Annotated in this window: 16 protein-coding genes; 9 read left to right on the top strand and 7 right to left on the bottom strand. The window is 57.5% G+C overall.

Annotated elements, in window-relative coordinates; genetic code table 11:
* Window positions 1–63: 63 nt before the first annotated feature.
* The 7 genes from gyrA to DW899_RS08565 all read right to left on the bottom strand — a co-directional run bounded on the left by gyrA (window position 64) and on the right by DW899_RS08565 (window position 11,198).
* Window positions 64–2,775, bottom strand: coding sequence for a DNA gyrase subunit A (gyrA, locus tag DW899_RS08595; protein ID WP_199570304.1), 2,712 nt, complete (start codon window positions 2,773–2,775; stop codon window positions 64–66).
* A 186-nt stretch (window positions 2,776–2,961) separates the two neighbouring features.
* Entirely contained in the window at window positions 2,962–4,992 is a 2,031-nt protein-coding gene (gene gyrB / locus DW899_RS08590; RefSeq protein ID WP_117769723.1) for a DNA topoisomerase (ATP-hydrolyzing) subunit B, read from the bottom strand.
* 105 nt (window positions 4,993–5,097) lie between these two features.
* Complete coding sequence (locus DW899_RS08585) at window positions 5,098–5,661, bottom strand: DciA family protein (RefSeq protein ID WP_117584032.1); 564 nt, start codon at window positions 5,659–5,661, stop codon at window positions 5,098–5,100.
* The gene (locus DW899_RS08580; protein WP_117584031.1) at window positions 5,648–6,754 is read right to left on the bottom strand and encodes a DNA replication/repair protein RecF; all 1,107 of its coding nucleotides are present in this window, start codon (window positions 6,752–6,754) and stop codon (window positions 5,648–5,650) included. The genes DW899_RS08585 and DW899_RS08580 overlap by 14 nt, the downstream gene beginning before the upstream one ends.
* A 9-nt stretch (window positions 6,755–6,763) precedes the next feature.
* Window positions 6,764–7,867 carry a DNA polymerase III subunit beta gene (gene dnaN, locus DW899_RS08575; RefSeq protein ID WP_099432409.1) on the bottom strand — a complete coding sequence of 368 codons (1,104 nt, stop codon included), beginning with the start codon at window positions 7,865–7,867 and terminating at the stop codon, window positions 6,764–6,766.
* A 238-nt stretch (window positions 7,868–8,105) separates the two neighbouring features.
* Window positions 8,106–9,830, bottom strand: a complete 1,725-nt coding sequence (locus DW899_RS08570; RefSeq protein WP_117800667.1) for a DnaA ATPase domain-containing protein — start codon at window positions 9,828–9,830, stop codon at window positions 8,106–8,108.
* Window positions 9,831–9,845: 15 nt separating this feature from the next.
* The gene (locus DW899_RS08565) at window positions 9,846–11,198 is read right to left on the bottom strand and encodes an ATP-binding protein (protein ID WP_117800666.1); all 1,353 of its coding nucleotides are present in this window, start codon (window positions 11,196–11,198) and stop codon (window positions 9,846–9,848) included.
* A gap of 345 nt (window positions 11,199–11,543) precedes the next feature.
* On the opposite strand from DW899_RS08565, the gene rpmH reads away from it, so the two are divergent.
* The 9 genes from rpmH (at window position 11,544) to DW899_RS08520 (ending at window position 16,585) form a co-directional block, all read left to right on the top strand.
* Window positions 11,544–11,678 carry a 50S ribosomal protein L34 gene (rpmH, locus tag DW899_RS08560; RefSeq protein ID WP_019127408.1) on the top strand — a complete coding sequence of 45 codons (135 nt, stop codon included), beginning with the start codon at window positions 11,544–11,546 and terminating at the stop codon, window positions 11,676–11,678.
* A gap of 20 nt (window positions 11,679–11,698) precedes the next feature.
* Window positions 11,699–12,037 (top strand): ribonuclease P protein component, encoded by a 339-nt coding sequence (gene rnpA / locus DW899_RS08555; protein ID WP_117766363.1) that lies wholly within the window; start codon window positions 11,699–11,701, stop codon window positions 12,035–12,037.
* Entirely contained in the window at window positions 12,034–12,258 is a 225-nt protein-coding gene (gene yidD, locus DW899_RS08550) for a membrane protein insertion efficiency factor YidD (protein WP_117584026.1), read from the top strand. Before rnpA ends, yidD begins: the two co-directional genes overlap by 4 nt.
* Before the next feature lie 29 nt (window positions 12,259–12,287).
* Window positions 12,288–13,058 carry a YidC/Oxa1 family membrane protein insertase gene (locus DW899_RS08545; protein WP_117584025.1) on the top strand — a complete coding sequence of 257 codons (771 nt, stop codon included), beginning with the start codon at window positions 12,288–12,290 and terminating at the stop codon, window positions 13,056–13,058.
* Between the two features lie 45 nt (window positions 13,059–13,103).
* Window positions 13,104–13,673 carry a R3H domain-containing nucleic acid-binding protein gene (locus tag DW899_RS08540; protein ID WP_022093802.1) on the top strand — a complete coding sequence of 190 codons (570 nt, stop codon included), beginning with the start codon at window positions 13,104–13,106 and terminating at the stop codon, window positions 13,671–13,673.
* A 169-nt stretch (window positions 13,674–13,842) separates the two neighbouring features.
* A complete protein-coding gene (rsmG, locus tag DW899_RS08535) occupies window positions 13,843–14,508 on the top strand; it encodes a 16S rRNA (guanine(527)-N(7))-methyltransferase RsmG (RefSeq protein ID WP_233539948.1) in 666 nt (221 codons plus the stop codon).
* Window positions 14,509–14,642: 134 nt separating this feature from the next.
* Window positions 14,643–15,443 carry a ParA family protein gene (locus DW899_RS08530; RefSeq protein ID WP_117800664.1) on the top strand — a complete coding sequence of 267 codons (801 nt, stop codon included), beginning with the start codon at window positions 14,643–14,645 and terminating at the stop codon, window positions 15,441–15,443.
* Window positions 15,436–16,341: a ParB/RepB/Spo0J family partition protein gene (locus DW899_RS08525; RefSeq protein ID WP_199570302.1), complete on the top strand. Its 906-nt coding sequence runs from the start codon at window positions 15,436–15,438 to the stop codon at window positions 16,339–16,341. The genes DW899_RS08530 and DW899_RS08525 overlap by 8 nt, the downstream gene beginning before the upstream one ends.
* Window positions 16,331–16,585: a hypothetical protein gene (locus DW899_RS08520; protein WP_117800662.1), complete on the top strand. Its 255-nt coding sequence runs from the start codon at window positions 16,331–16,333 to the stop codon at window positions 16,583–16,585. Before DW899_RS08525 ends, DW899_RS08520 begins: the two co-directional genes overlap by 11 nt.
* Window positions 16,586–16,671: the final 86 nt, after the last annotated feature.

The raw sequence follows: 16,671 nt of genomic DNA, 5'->3' as shown, positions 1-16,671 counted from the left end.
TCGGCGCGCAGTGCGCCGACCGCCGATGTAAGGGGTCTGATGATTTTTACCAGCTAGGGCCTCTTACTCGTCTAGGAGATCCTCTGGCATGTCGTTGCCGTCGCCTAGGTCGACTGGGGCCTCTTCGACGTCGGTTGCGGCCTCGGCGCCTTCGCCTTCGGGCTTCTCCTTGGCGGCTGTCATGCGGGCTACGGCGCAGATGCGGTCGTTGTCGTCGACGGTCATCATCTTGACGCCCTGGGTAGCGCGGCCAGTCTGGCTAATCTCATCGGTCTTGACGCGAATGACCGTCGCGCCCTCCGTCACGATGAACAACTCGTGCTGCGGGCCCACCGTCTTCATGGCCGCGAGGTTGCCCTTACGCTCGGTCATTTGGATGGTGTAGACGCCCTGGCCGCCGCGATTCTGCTCCGGGTAGTCCGCGACCGGCGTGCGCTTGCCGTAGCCGCGCTCGGTGATGACGAATAGATCGCCGTTGCCGTTAGTGACTTCCATGCCCAGAACGCTCACGCCGTCCTTCATACCGATACCGCGAACGCCGCTAGTATCGCGGCCGGTGGCGCGCACCTGCTCCTCGGAGAACATGATCGCCTTGCCCGCGGTGGTGGCCAGGATAATCTTGTCGCCCTCGCGCACGCGGCGCACGTTCAGCAGCGCGTCGTCGTCACGCAGGTTGATAGCGATCAGGCCGTCGCGGCGGCTGCGGTCATATGCGCTCATTACGGTCTTCTTGACCATGCCGCTCTTGGTGGCAAACATCAGGTACTCGTCGGCAGGGAACTCGCGGCAGCTGATGACGCTCGCGATCTTCTCGCCCTCCTCGAAGGGCAGCAGGTTGACGATTGCGGTACCGCGCGCCTGGCGCGTACCCACCGGCAGCTCGTGCACCTTCAGGCGATAGACCTTACCCTTGCTCGAGAAGAACAGCACGTACTCGTGCGTGGACGCGATGAACATCTCGTCGATGACGTCGTCCTCTTTGAGGTTGACGCCCGACACGCCCTTGCCGCCGCGCTTCTGGGCGCGGTAGGCGGCCACCGGGATGCGCTTGACATAGCCGGTGTGGGTGATGGTCACGACCATGTCCTCATCGGCAATGAGGTCCTCGACGTCCAGGTCCTTCTCGACATGGCTGATCTCGGTGCGGCGCTTATCGCCGAACTTCTTGGAGATCTCGCGCATCTCTTCCTTAATGACGCCCAGGATCTTCTCCTCGTGCGCCAGCAGGTCCTCGTAGTAGGCGATGGCGCGGCGCAAGCCGTCCAGCTCTTCCTGAATCTTGTCGCGCTCCAGGCCGGTCAGGCGGCGCAGCTTCATCTCGAGGATGGCCGTGGTCTGCTCGGGCGTAAAGCCAAAGCGCTCGATCAGGCGGCTGCTGGCCTCGGAATCAGTCTGCGAGGAGCGGATGATGCTGATGACCTCGTCGATATGGTCAAGGGCCATCAGGTAGCCCTCAAGGATATGCGCGCGGGCCTGGGCCTTCTTAAGGTCGAAGCGGGTGCGGCGGGTGACGACGTCGACCTGGTGGTCGATGTAGTGCTGCAGCATCTCGCGCAGGCTCAGGCATTTGGGAACGCCGTTGACAAGCGCCAGGTTGTTGGCGCCAAAGGTCGTCTGCAGCGAGGTGTACTTGTACAGGTTGTTGAGCACGACCTGCGGGATGACGCCCTTCTTGAGTTCGATGACCAGACGGATACCCTTCTGGTTGGACTCATCGCGCATGTCCGAGATGCCCTCGATGCGCTTGTCGTTGACGAGCTGGGCGATCTTCTCCTGCAGGGTGCCCTTGTTGACCATGTAGGGAATCTCGGTAAAGACCAGGCGGTTGCGGCCGGTCTTGGTGGATTCCACGTGGGCCTTGGCGCGCACGGTAATGGAGCCGCGGCCGGTCTCGTAGCTCTGATTAATGCCGGCGCTGCCCATGATGATGGCGCCGGTGGGGAAGTCCGGACCGGGCATGATCTGCATGAGCTCGTCGACAGTGGCGTCGGGATTATCGATCAGGTAGCAGGTTGCCTCGATCGCCTCGGTGAGGTTATGCGGGGCGATATTGGTGGCCATGCCGACGGCGATGCCCTGGCTGCCGTTGACCAGCAGGTTGGGGAAGCGCGCAGGCAGCGCCTGAGGCTCGGCGAGCGATTCGTCGTAGTTGGGCTGCCAGTCGACGGTATCCTTCTGCAGGTCACGCAGCAGCTCCATGGCGGGCTTTGCCAGGCGGCTCTCGGTGTAACGCATGGCAGCGGCGCCGTCGCCGTCGATGTTGCCGAAGTTGCCGTGGCCGTCGATGAGCGGCGTGCGCATGGAGAACCACTGCGCCAGGCGAACCATTGCCTCGTAGACCGCGAAGTCACCATGCGGATGGTACTTGCCGATAACTTCGCCGACCGTCCAGGCCGACTTCTTGTGCGGACGGTTGGGGTAGATGCCGCTCTCGTTCATCGCGTACAGAATGCGGCGGTGAACCGGCTTTAGGCCGTCGCGCACGTCCGGCAGGGCGCGCGCCGTGATGACCGACATCGAATACTCGATGAACGACTGTTTCATCTCACGGCCGAACTCCGAAATCTGGAGCTGGCCGCCATTGATATCCTCGCCGGCCGAGGCGCCACGGTCGACTTCGCCAAAGCTCTCCTCGAGCTCGCCGTCGTCGTCTTCTTCCTCATCATCATCGGCATCGGGGTTATAAGCGTCCGGATCGCCGTCCTCGCCCTGCTCAGCACGGGCAAGCAGGCGCTTCAGATCGTCGGGCATGCCGGCATCGCCGGCCTCGCCCATACCCTCGTTATTGTTGATATCGTCTGCCACGTTACCTCCTCATGGTTTGCGTGGTCCATTAATCATCCTGCCACGGAGACGGCTTTTCCAGGTGCCGCAGATTCGCTCGAAAGAGGAGGGAAGCGTACTTGGGTACGCGACCGACGATTGAGGGCGAAGGTGCGGTGGCTGGGAAAGCCGAACAGGTTAGGCGTCTAAGAAGCGCGCGTCGTGCGCGTGTTTTTCGATGTACTCGCGGCGATAGCCGACCTCGGAACCCATCAGCTCGCGCACGGCGCGGTCTGCCACCACGGCATCCTCGATCGACACGCGCTGCAGGATGCGGGTCTTGGGATCCATCGTCGTCGAGGCGAGCTGCTTGGGGTCCATCTCGCCCAGGCCCTTGTAGCGCTGGACGGTATAGCCCTTCCGCTTCTTGGTGATCTTGCCGTCCTTGGCCTTGCCGTCCTCGTCGTTGTCGTCGGGGTTCAGGCCCAGACTCTGGATGGTGTCGCGCAGGATCTCGTCTTCGGGCTGGCGGCCGTTGGGATACACGTAGTGGATCTTGTTGCGCACCTTAATGCCAAAGATGGGCGGGCAGGCAACATAGACGTAGCCGGCATCGATCAGCGGACGCATGTACTTGTAGAAGAACGTCAGCAGCAGGATGCGGATATGCGCACCGTCGACGTCTGCATCGGTCATGATGATGATCTTGTGGTAGCGCGCCTTGGTGATATCGAAGTCGCCGCCGTCGCCGGCACTCGTCGTGACGCCGCAGCCGATCGCGGTAATCAGCGACTGGATGGTGTCACTCGAGAACGCGCGATGGTCACCAACGCGTTCGACGTTCAGAATCTTGCCGCGCAGGGGCAGAATCGCCTGGATGTCTCGGCGACGGCCGTCCTTGGCCGAACCGCCTGCCGAGTCGCCCTCTACGATGAAGAGCTCGGTCAGCTCGGCATCGCGCACCGAGCAGTCAGCGAGCTTACCGGGCAGGGACGCCGTCTCGAGCAGGCTCTTGCGGCGGGTCGCCTCGCGCGCCTTGCGGGCGGCGTTGCGCGCCTTGCAGGCCTGTTGCGCCTTCTTGACGATCTCGCGGGCGGGCTTGGGATGCTCCTCCAAGTAATCGGCGAGGCCGTCGGTCACGATCTTGAGCGTGAGCGCGCGCATATAGGAGCTACCGAGCTTGGCCTTGGTCTGCCCCTCAAACTGCGGATCGGGCAGCTTGACCGAGATAACGGCCGAAAGGCCCTCGCGCACATCGTCGCCGGTCAGGTTGGCGTCTTTTTCCTTGAGCAGGTTCTGTTTGCGCGCGTAGTCGTTGATCACGCGGGTGAGCGCGGTGCGGAAGCCCTCAAGGTGCATGCCGCCCTCGGGAGTGTAGATGTCGTTGGCAAACGACATGACGTTCTCGCCGTAGCCGCTATTCCACTGCAGGGAAACCTCGACCTCGCCCATCTTGGCCACGGGAGCGTCCGGGTCCGATTTGCCCTCGATGTAGATGGGCTCCTTAAAGGCCTCGGGGACGTCCTTGCCCTCGTTGAGGAACTTGACGAAGTCGATGATGCCGCCCTCGTAGCAAAACTCCTCCACGTGGGGAGTCGCCTCGCGCTCGTCGGTCAGCACGATCTTGAGGTTCTTATTGAGGAACGCCGTCTCCTGCAGACGGTTGTGCAGCGTATCGAAATCGTAGATGCAGGTCTCGAAGATCTCGTCGTCGGGCCAGAAGGTGACGGTGGTACCCGTCGAATCCGAGGTGCCCACGACCTCCATCTTCTTGACGGTCTTGCCGCGCGAGAACTCCATCTCGTAGGTGTTGCCATCGCGACGAACCTGAACGACCACGCGCTTGGACAGTGCGTTGACGACGGAGATGCCTACGCCGTGCAGGCCGCCCGAGACCTTATAGGCCGAGTTATCGAACTTACCGCCGGCGTGCAAGATCGTCATAACGACCTCGAGCGTCGGGATCTTTTTAACAGGGTGCTCGTCGACGGGGATGCCGCGCCCGTTGTCGACGACCGTGATGGAGTTGTCGGCGTGGACCGTCACCTGGATCTCGGTGCAGAAACCGGCCATGGCCTCGTCGACGGAGTTGTCAACGATCTCCCACACCAGGTGATGCAGACCGCTGGCGCTCGTCGAGCCGATATACATGCCCGGGCGCTTACGAACGGCCTCGAGACCTTCGAGAATCTTAATCTCGCCGCCATCGTAATCGTTTTCGTTTGCCACACGTCCTCCTTCAGTCAAGAAAATGTGTACAGCCTTACTAGTTTATCGTAAAAAAATACCCTCGGGACCGAGGGTATTTGGCTCTACAAGGCCACCAGATGCGATTTAAGGCTCTTTTTTGCTTTGCACGCCCTTGGCCCACTCGGCACTGGCTCTCATGGCATTCTCGAGGGCCTCGCGCAGTTTTTGGTCTTCGATGGGCGCCACCTGGCGCTCGATCTCGGTGCACTCGGCCTCACTTAGGTCGGCGTGCGGGGCCGGCGGGCGCTCGGTCGTCGCCGGGCGCAGGCGCTCCTTGGCGGCGGGCGGCGTGTGACCGGGCGCGGTGGTTTTGAACACCAGGCCGTCCACATGCGCACCGGCGCGCTCCATGCGCGCGCGGATGATCTCGCGCAACAGCGTCATTTCCTGCGTCCACGAGGGCGAGTCGAGATACACCAGCAGCTCATTGGACTCGGGCAGGTAGCGCAGTCCCGTCACATGCCGCCCCTCGCGCGTGCCCGAGCACACCGCGTTCCATGCGCGATAGACCGTGCGCGACTCCTCGGCGGCCTCCATCTGCGCACGGCGCTTAGGCGTTGCAGCCGCCAGGATGCGCTGGCGCTCTGCGTTCAAAAACCCGCTGAAGGCGACTGTCTCGCTCTCGCGCTCGTAATTAGCACGTCTCACCCATGCTCACCACCTTGGCTCGATCAAGCAGGTCATCGGTAAAGTACCCCAGGTTGGTCGTGGTTATGACCGTCTGGATATCATCGCCGATCAGCCGCAGGAAAGCGCCGCGACGCTCGCCGTCGAGCTCGCTCATCACGTCGTCCAAAAGCAGCAGTGGGGCGGTGCCCAGGACATCGCGAGCCACGGCAACCTCGGCCACCTTCCAGGACAGCACCAGCGTGCGCTGCTGTCCTTGGCTGGCAAATGAACGGGCGGAGCGACCCGCCACGGTAAACTCAATCTCGTCGCGATGCGGTCCCACCAACGTCACGCCGCGGCGAATTTCCTCGTCGGCATGCTCGTCAAGGGCGGCCAGCATGCGCTCGTACGCCCAACCCTTCAGCTCTTCGCGATCCTCGACCTGGGGCAAAGCCCCCAGCGTGGACGCATAGGTCACGTTGGCGGCCTCACCTGACGCTACTTGCCCGTAGGCAGTGTGCACATGGCCCGCCAGCCGGTCGAGCAGGGCCAACCGGTGCACGAGCAGGGCCGAGCCCGCGCGGGCAATCGAATCGTTCCACGCGCCGAGCATCTCGCGGCAGCACCAGGTCTCCTTGAGCAAGGCGTTACGCTGGGTCACGCAGCGCCCATAGGTGCTCGCAAGATCGGCATAGCGTGCGCTCAGTTGCATGCCAAAGTCATCGAGGGCGGCGCGGCGCACACTGGCGCCACGCTTAACCATGTCCAGATGGTCGGGGCAAAACAGCACGCTCGGAAGAACCCCGCGCACACCGGCGGCAGAGCATCTCTTGCCGTTGCGGCTAAACGAGCGCTTACCGTCCTCCGCGCTCAATCCCATATCAAGCACGCGGCCGTCGCCCTCGAGCCTCAGCTCGATCTTGCACGAGCCCACGCCGTCATGGACGAGCTCGGCTGCGGTCGGATGCCTAAACGAGGCGCCGCTCGTCAGCAGCTGCAGCGCCTCTATGAGATTGGTCTTTCCCGCCGCGTTGGGTCCCGCAAGTATCGTCACGCCCTCGTCCAGGGCAAGGTGATAGCTATCGAAGCTGCGGTAGTGCGCGACGGAAAGATCGCGGGCGAACATGGTCATGGCGCAGCGCTAGATGCGGACCGGCATGACCAGGTACAGGTAGTTGATCTTGTCGTAGGACTTGAAGATGCCCGCCTGCGAGTAGCTCTTGAGCTCCAGCGTGATCTCCTTCTCCTTGGACAGGGCATTGAGGCAGCCGAAGATGTAGTGGTAGTTGAAGGCGATGGTACCCGACTCGCCCTCGGCCTCGACATCGATCGTCTCCTGCGCAAGGTCCTGGTCGTTGGAAATGGAGGACAGGCCCATCTGCCCGTTCTCGACATCGATCTCGAACTTGACGGCGGGGTTGGCGCTCGCGATAACGGCCACGCGCTTGAGGGCGGCGTTAAAGGCGGCGACGTCGATCTTGACGCTCGTCACGCACGAATCGGGGATGAGCTGCTTGTAGTTGGGGTACACGCCCTCGATGCGACGCGACACGTAGGTGGTGTTGCCGGCCTCGAAGACGACCTGGGTGTCGGTAGCCCCGATCATGATGGTCGCTTGGCTGGCCATGATGTTCAGCGCGTCGTTAAAGGCGTCAGCCGGAACGTTGAGCTCAAAGGAGCCCTCGAGGGTCGAGGTCTCGACCTGCGTATCGCACACGGCCAAGCGGAAGGAATCGGTCGCTACCAGGCGTACGGTGTTGTTCTCGACCTTCATGTGCACGCCGCCCAGGATGGGGCGAGCCTTGTCGGTCGAGGTGACGCGCCACACGCGGCCGACCATTTCGGACAAGACATCGGTCGGCAGCTCCACGGCACTCTCGATGGCATAGGCCGGAAACTCGGGGAAGTCATTGGCATCGAGCGTGTTCAGGCGGAAAGAGCTCTTCTCGCAACCAATCAGCACCTGGCGCTCGGACAGCTCAAAGGTAACCGGGGCATCGGGGAGGGTCTTGGTGATATTGGAGAGCATCTTACAGGGAATAACCATCTCGCCCTCTTCTTCGACATGCGCCGCGATGCGATGACGGATCGAGATGGTGTAGTTAGAGGTCTGGAATTCCAAGATGCCGTCTTGGGCCTTAACGAGCACGCCCGACAGGATGGGGAGGGTGGATGCCGAAGCGACACCCTTCATAACGACGCCGATGGCTTGTGTAAGCGAGCTCTGGCTGACGGTGAACTTCATCTTTTAATACCTTTCTATAGATATAAATATCTTAATAATAGTAATAGCACTGATGAAACTGTTGATTACTCCCAAAGACGCAGGTCAGACCCAGAAAGAGAATCGACAGCAACCTGTGTGCAACAGGGGTGGTTTTCCACGTTCAAAACCTGCGCAAAACTTTTCATCACCGCGGGTTGGGTTTTAGACACCTTATGCCCGTGGTTTCGACAAGTTTTCAACAGGTGTCTCTATTTCCCTACGAGCGCAGTGTAATTTTATCGCGCAGCGACTTGAGGTCTTCGGTGACGGTGCGGTCTTCCTGGATCATCTTCTGGACCTTTTTGTAGCTCGTGCTGACGGTCGAGTGGTTGCGGTTGCCAAATTCGGCGCCCACCGCCGTGGTCGTCATCTCGCACATCTCGATGGCCAGATAGATGGCAATATGGCGTGCTTTGGCGATATTGGCGTTGCGACGCGGGCCGATGAGCTCCTCGTGCGTCACGCCGTACTGCTCTTCGATGACGGACTGAACCGTCTGGACGTTGATCTTTTTGGCCGATGTGTCGAAGTACTGGCTGGCGATGGCGTCGATATCGTCAAAGGTGAGCTCCCCGCCCTCGCGCTCGCGGTCGCCCGCCTCGCCGGCGCAGCGCTCGCAAAAGCTCTCGAGTTCGCGGATGTTGGTGCCCGAGACCTCGGCCATGTGTTTAAAGTGGTCGTCGGTCAGGTGCCCGCTGTCGCCCCCATAGGCCGCCAGCAGCGAGTCGTCGCCTGCCTCGGGAGCGGCGACGATGGTGTTCTCGTAATAGCGCTGCAAGATCTTGTATTTCATCTCGTAGCTGGGCTCTGCGACCAGGCAGAGCATGCCGGCGTTGAAGCGGCTGGTCAGACGCTCGTCCATGCTCAGGTCCTTGGGGGCGCGGTCTGCCGCGATGACGACCTTCTTGTTGTTGCGGATGAACTCGTCCATGAGCTGGAAAAAGTAGTCCACGCTCGCGCGCTTGCCGATGATGTTTTGGATGTCATCGATGATGAGCACGTCCACGCCGTGGTATGCCTGCATGATAGGGGCGTTGCTCTTCTTTTGGCGGTCGAACTCGGTCATCAGGTCGTCCAGATATGCCTGGGAGTTGGCATACTTGACCTTGATCTCGGGCGACTTCTCGGCGAGCTCGTTTTTGATGGCAAGCAGCAGGTGCGTCTTGCCCAGGCCCGATTTGCCGTAGATGAACAGTGATGTGCACGTGCCACGCTCGTCCGCGAGGGCGGCAAACTTGAGTGCCGAGCGATAGGCATGGCTGTTCTCGGGGCCGTAGACAAAGTTCTCAAAGGTAAATTTTGAGTTCGCGGCGAGCGGGGCTCCATCCGCATTCTGCTCGGCCGGTACGGTCGGTGCCGGCATGGGTGAAGCGGGGGTCGCAGCTTGCGTGGACTTAGTCGGCGCTCCGCCCTTCATCTGGTTCATCATGCGACGAAAATCATCGGCCGAGAGCGTGTTCTTGATTGCAATGCCCGAATCCGCGCCCGCCGCTGCGTCGTGAGCGATAGGCATGTGCGTGACGGGTGCGTTCGTTGACGTCGCCGCCGCGGTCGGCAACGGTGCCATGGTTTCACGGGAAACATCGCCGTGCTGGTGCTCGATTGTCGGCACGTCGCCTGCGGAGGCCGGCACCGCCGGGGAGGCAGCGGGAGCCGCGGCGGGCGCCGTCGCAGCAGCGGATTCCGCCACGGCTCCTTGCGGTGCCACGATGTCGAGCGCAATCGGTGCAAAGGCGATTTCTTCCAGATAGGCCTCAATAGTCGGCTGATGCTTTTTGAGCTGCGCGATGGCAAAGCGCGAGGGGGCCTCGATCGTGAGCGTATCTTCGGTCAGGCTTATGGCGCGCGATTGCCCCAGCATGTTGATGAGGCGTGCATCTTGGCCGTCGCGCTGGCAAAAGGCGATGGCATCCCCCAGGATGATGCTTGCTTCCTCGTCCACTGTCTCTCCCGTTCTTTAGCTCTGAGCTCGCACGCGAGCGGCGCCGAGTTCGGTCAGATGGTATTTCTGGCCATGCTTGATGACCAAGCCGGCCTGCGCCAAGTCATTGAGCGTGCGTGACCAAGTGGGTGCCGAGTTTCCAAACGCCCTCGCCAGATCGGTAGCACCGCACGCTTGATTTTGCGCCAGATAGCCCAGCGCGGCGTTGCCGCGATCGCTTACGAACACGTCCGGTTGTGGCTGCGCATACTGATTTGCTGCATTAGGATACATCATTTGAGCTGCTGGTTGTTGAGAACTCTGCATCGGCGGCATTTGCTGTTGAAAACTTTGAGGCCACTGTTGGTAAGGCTGCGGAGTCATCTGCTGGGCCCAGGGGTTGTACTGCTGCTGCGGCATCTGCTGGTACGGCTGCTGATATCCCTGCTGGTACTGCTGCGGGAACTGCTGGCTATACCCCAGTGGTGGCATCTGCTGATATGGATATCCCTGTTGGTACGGCTGATAGCCCATTTGCTGGCCACCCGGTGCCCCCGTCGCCTGCTGCATTGCGGCTGTGTCCTGAGCCGCCAGTGGCATGGCTTCTTGCATGCTTGGCGGCATCGACATCGATGCCGCCTGGGGCTCTTGTGTAGGAAGCATTCCGGGCTGCTGCATCTGCCCCACGGGGGGCTGCATCTGCTGCGTTGCCATGGGCTGCTGCGCAAAAGCTCTCGGCAGGGGATATGTGGGCTGCTCCGTCTCGGGCCGCACGGCAGCACCGCGTCCGCCGGCACGCTCGATTTCCTGCACGCGTTTAGGGTTCAGGCTTACCGTAACCACGGTTCCGTTGCCCATGTTGTCCTCGATGGATACGGCACCGCCGGCGTTTTCCAAATACTCCTGCACCATGGGAAACCCTGCTCCGGTTCCACGGATATAGCGCTTCATCTTGCTGTTTGCGCTGGTAACGCCAAAGTCGAAAGCGCGTTCCTTGTCGTCGATGCCGGGTCCTTGATCGGCAAAGCGGATGGTGTCTCCGCCGTCCAGAATCGAGATGATGGGCTCGGCAAAGTGTGCGTGGATAAAGTTTTCGACAATCTCGCGGATGACCATGAGCGAGATATGGCCACCTTGCTCTTTCATACACTGGTAGACGGTGTTGGTCGTCTCTTCCAAATACGTGCGGACATCTTGCGGCTCAATGACGATCACACGCGGTGTCGACAGCATGTCGTCATAGACGGCGATTCGTGCGGCGTACATGGCTTTTGGCGCCTGCGTGGTCGTCTGCTCGCCTTCCTCACGCTCTTCGCGCACGCCGGTGATGTGCTCGTTGTCGGGTGCCGGGTCTCCGGAATCGACCATGGTGTAAAAGTCGTCAGACATGCCGCTCGCAATCTTTCAAAAGGTTTTGAACAAATAGTAGCTCACTGTGCAATGTTTCTCATCTTTCGACAACTTTTCAAAACCTGTTGAAAACTTTGGAAAACGGGCGAAAAGTTCTCAACATTGCCAACATGACCTGTTGAAAACTGGATGAAATATCGTGAAAAGTTGCCATGTACCGCTAAATCGAGCTTGGCTTATGGGGGAACCGTGTGAACTGCGCAACCTTTTACCTTTGATTTCTTGACATTTGAACATTGATTTCCCTACAATCTTCAAGCTCACGTGTCTATATCTGCGTCCGCGCCCCCGCGGACACTCGAAATGCAGCAGGAGGAACTTAAGATGAAGCGTACGTATCAGCCTAATAAGCGTAAGCGTGCCAAGACCCATGGCTTCCGTGCCCGTATGGCCACTAAGGGTGGTCGTGCCGTGCTCGCCCGTCGTCGCGCCAAGGGCCGCAAGCGTCTCACTGTCTAGCAGCGATACACACATCTCGCATGAAGACTATTAAGTCTCGGCAAGATTTCGAGCATGTGTTCAGTCAGGGGCGTCGTTTCAATCACCCTCTGATTCGAATGACCATATGTGAATCGGTTGGCGAAGGCGACTCCGGAAGGGTCGCCTTCGTTGGTGCTAAACGGCTCGGTTGTGCTGTCGTGCGCAACCGTTCTAAGCGTGTGATGCGCGAGGCCGCCCGCAGCTGCGGATTTCCCGTTGCGGGTTATGACATCATCTTGTTCGCAACTCCCAAGACGAGGGATTCCTCGCCGCAGGAGATGGACAAGGCATTGCGTTCGCTTATGAAACGCGCCGGCGTTGCCGGGGAGGAGCGATGAGCAACCACGTTTTGCGACGTGTTGCCATCGCTCCTATTCGCATATATCAACAGGTTATTTCGCCCTTATTGCCTGACGCCTGCATTTATTACCCAACGTGCTCGCAATACGCCATCCAGGCGATTGAGAAGTACGGTGTTTTGAGAGGCTGCTGGCTTGCCGTGAGGCGCATCGCTCGCTGCAATCCCCTGCACGTCGGCGGTTATGACCCTGTGCCCTAGCGGGCACTCGCTATCGGAGGAAAACTTACATGTGGGATTGGATCGTTAACATCCTTTTCGAGCTGCTCAAGCTCATCCAGACCTTTGCGGTCGACTGGGGCCTGTCCATCATCATCCTGGTGGTCATCATCCGTCTGCTGCTGACGCCGCTTATGCTCAAGTCGACCAAGTCGACGGCTCGCATGCAGGTGCTGCAGCCCAAGATGCTCGAGATCCAGGAGCGCTATGCCGACGATCCCCAGCGTCAGGCCGAGGAGATGCAGAAGTTCTACAGCGAGAACAAGTTCAACCCCATGGCTGGTTGTCTGCCGCTTCTGATTCAGATGCCTATCCTGTTTGCCCTGTTTACGCTGCTTCGTAACCTGCCGCAGTACTTTAACGAGGGCACGTTCTCGTTCTTCAACATCCTGCCCGACCTGACCACCACGCCGAGCGCTTCCTTTGCCGATGGCTTTATGGTTGCACTGCCTGCGCTGGTCTGCCTGATCCTGTTTGCCGTCCTGACCCTGATTCCGCAGCTCTATATGTCGCGCAACCAGACCGGCCAGCAGGCCCAGAGCATGCGTATGATGGCCGTTGTCATGACGGTCATGATGCTTTGGATGGGCTGGAGCCTTCCCGTTGGTGTTCTGCTGTACTACGACGTCTCGTCTGCTTGGCAGGTTATCCAGCAGATTTTTGTGACGCAGAAGGTTATCGACAAGGCTAAGGCCGATGAGGAGGAGCGCCTCAAGAACGCTCCGCTGCAGGTCGAGGTTACCCGTCGCGAGAAGAAGCCGCGCCCGCACAAGAAGAAGTAGTCGGGATATCAATCTTATTTAGGTACCTAACTTTTGGAGTACGTTATGTCTGAAGAGATCATCGAGGATATGCTTGAGGAGGTTGCCCCGCAGGTCGCGGGCGATTATCCCGAGATTGCACAGCGCTACAAGGCTGGTGAAGAGCTGACCGATGAGGAGCTCGACACCATTGCCGATGTTGCGATTTCCATCCTGCGTTCCATCCTTTCGCACTTCGATGCCGCCAACTCTCCTATCGATGAGTATGAGGGCGACGAGGGTGAGCTGATTTTGGATGTAACGGCTCCCGACCTTGCTGTTCTCATTGGCCGTCATGGTCGCACCCTTGATGCCCTTCAGGTTATGTTCTCTTTGCTGGTGAGCCGCAAACTTGGCTTTAGGTATCCGGTTGTAGTGGACGTAGAGGGATACAAGAGTCGCCGTCAGGACAAGGTTGCTTCCATGGCTCAGTCTGCTGCCGAGCGTGCCATCCGCACTCATAAGAGTGTTTCGCTTCCGCCCATGAATGCCTACGAGCGTCGACTGGTTCACATTGCACTTCGTGGCAATGATGCCGTCGATACTCATTCTGAGGGTTCTGACCCTGATCGCCATGTGGTGATTGTTGCTCGATAATCTTCTCGAGCTTATGCTAAGGGGACGTGGTTTCCACGTCCCCTTTTTTTTGTCAAAAGTTCTCGATACACTGATTTTTGTCAGAAAGGAGCTTTCGTTGTTAGTACTTACTGATCAGCAGGCTGACGAGATGTTGAGTCGTCTAACTTCCTATTGCAAAGAGTATTCCTTGAGCGTATCTGATGTTGAGCTGAGGAAATGTATTCAGCATTTGGATTTGGTTCTGGAAACAAATAAGACAACTAATCTCACCCGTATTCTTAACGTAGAAGATGCTGCGGTACTTCATATCCTCGACTCACTTGTTTTGCTCCCCTATATCAATAAGGCTCCAGAGGGAGCTCTGCTCGATATGGGGACAGGTGCGGGCTTCCCTGGTATTCCGTTAACCATAGCCACGCATCGTAAAACTACTTATATTGACTCTGTTGGTAAGAAGGTTGATGCCGTCAATTCTTTTGTTCATACTCTTGGGTTGAAACATGCTCATGCGATTCATGATCGCCTTGAAGAATATGCTCGAAGCCATAAGAAGCAGTTTTCTGTCGTAACCGCCCGCGCACTTGCCCCTCTACCGATTCTTGTTGAGTATGCGGCTCCGTTCCTCAAGGATGGAGGTCTATTTGTTATCACCAAGGGCAATCCTTCCGATGAGGAGCTTGCTTCCGGTATGTCAGCAGCTAAGATTTGCGGCTTCACTTTGCTTCTGAATAACGCAATCGATTTGCCTGAGGGCTTGGGCCACAGGGAGTTTATTGTTTTTAAGAAGAGTCATCCAGCATCCGTTTCATTGCCTCGTGCAAATGGCATGGCTAAGAAGAATCCGCTTGCCTAGATGTTTCACGTGAAACATAATGGATACTAACAACTTGCAGTGTTTCACGTGAAACATGGCGGTTGATATCGAATCGGAATGTTTCACGTGAAACATCCTCCGTTTGACAGCTTTAATACACACCAGGAGGGACCGTGGGATTTCGCGACGTTAAGCGTTCTAAGAGCGCAAAAGACACGCGTATCATTGCAATCATCAATCAAAAAGGCGGCGTCGGTAAGTCAACGACGACTGTAAACCTTGCAGCAGCACTGGGTGAGCAGGGTCGTAAGACACTGATTGTCGACTTTGATCCGCAGGGAAACAGCACCAGTGGATTTGGAATTGAAAAAGAAGACCTTGATCACTGCATCTATGATGCATTGTTGAATGATGTGCCGGCAGAATCGCTTGTTCTTGATACAAATTGCAAAAAGGTATTCGTAATTCCAGCTACGATTCAGCTTGCAGGTGCCGAAATTGAGCTCGTAAGCGCAATTGCTCGTGAAACCCGCCTCAAAGATTTGCTTGAGCCGATTCAGGACGAGTTCGATTTTATTTTCATTGACTGTCCTCCTTCGCTCGGCCTGCTTACTATCAATGCCTTGACCGCAGCAGATAGCGTTTTGATTCCAATCCAGTGTGAGTATTACGCACTCGAGGGCGTTACGAAGCTGCTTGAGTCAATGAAGATGGTCAAATCACGTCTGAACAAGGGCTTAGACACCTATGGCGTGCTTATGACCATGTATGACTCACGTACTTCTTTGTCGAATCAGGTTGTTGAGGAAGTTCAATCGTACTTTGGCGATAAGGTGTTTAAGACGCTGATTCCCCGTACGGTTAAAATCTCTGAAGCTCCGTCTTTTGGAGAACCGGTAATTACCTATGCACCTCAAAATAAGGGTGCAAAAGCGTATATGAACCTTGCAAAAGAGGTGATCAAGCGTGCCTAGTGTAAAGAAACGTGGTGGATTGGGACGCGGACTCAATGCTTTGGTCTCAGAGGCTGAGTATGAGACCGGTGGTTCTGCTGCATCTGCTTCAAATGCCGCATCTGAAACAAAACTACCTATTGAGGATATCGTTCCCAACCCTAATCAACCGCGAATTCACTTTAATGAAACTGAACTTCGCGAGTTGAGCGAGTCAATCCAAGAACATGGCGTTTTGCAGCCGCTCTTGGTTCGCAAGCATGGAAACGGCTATGAGATCATCGCTGGTGAGCGTCGTTACCAGGCGTCAAAGCTTGCTGGTCTTGAGGAACTGCCTGTCATCATTAAAGATGTTAATGATGAAGAGATGCTGGCCCTTGCTCTTATCGAAAATCTTCAGCGTTCTGATCTGAATCCCGTCGAAGAGGCTAAGGGCTATCGCCAGCTCATCGATGCTAGCGGTATGACCCAGGAGGCGTTGTCGAAGGCCGTAAGCAAGTCACGCTCTGCAATTACAAACTCGCTGCGCCTTCTCGATCTCCCCGAAGTAGTTCAGCAGATGATTTTTGAGGGTAAACTTACTGCTGGTCACGCACGTGCGATTCTTGCAGTTCCCTATGAGGACGCGCGAATTCGACTTGCAGAGAAGGTTGTTGCAGAGGGCCTTTCCGTAAGAGCGACAGAAAATCTTGCTCCATTGTTTTCTGCCGGAGAAACGCCTAAGACGCCGAGGCCTGCAACGCCTCAGTCTTTTAAAAAGGCTGCGCGTGTACTTCGTCAGATATTTAATACCAACGTACGCGTGAAGAGCTCGCGTGGAAAGAATAAGATTGAGATTGAGTTTAAAGACGAGGAAGAGCTCTCTCGTATTCTTGGTGAAATGATTCAGTTTGATCAAGGAGGCCAAGATGGGGAATAAGATTTTAACTGCGATTGCATTGGTGACGACTGTCGCGGCTGGTGCCTTTGCTGGCTATAAGATCGCGACAGACGATGAACTTCGAGGTCGTTTGCTTCGTGGCGCGCAAGATATTGTCGATACTTCCAAGAAGAAAATGGATGTTATGACAGAAGATGTTGCCATGCGCACTGCTCAGGTAACGAAGAATCCCAAGATTAATCAAGGTTGGGTTAGCAACCAATGGGAAAATGTAGGCTATTAGGTACCTAACAATTACCCTGCATATTTTGAGGGGTCCTTGTCTGATTCACGAGACAAGGACCCCCTATTTTGGCAGTAAAAATGGGA

Source organism: Collinsella sp. AM41-2BH (assembly GCF_003468085.1).
In the GTDB taxonomy this organism is placed as follows: Bacteria; Actinomycetota; Coriobacteriia; order Coriobacteriales; family Coriobacteriaceae; genus Collinsella.
The sequence above is the reverse complement of the archived record's forward strand: the minus strand, read 5'-3'. Positions and strand labels throughout refer to the sequence as shown.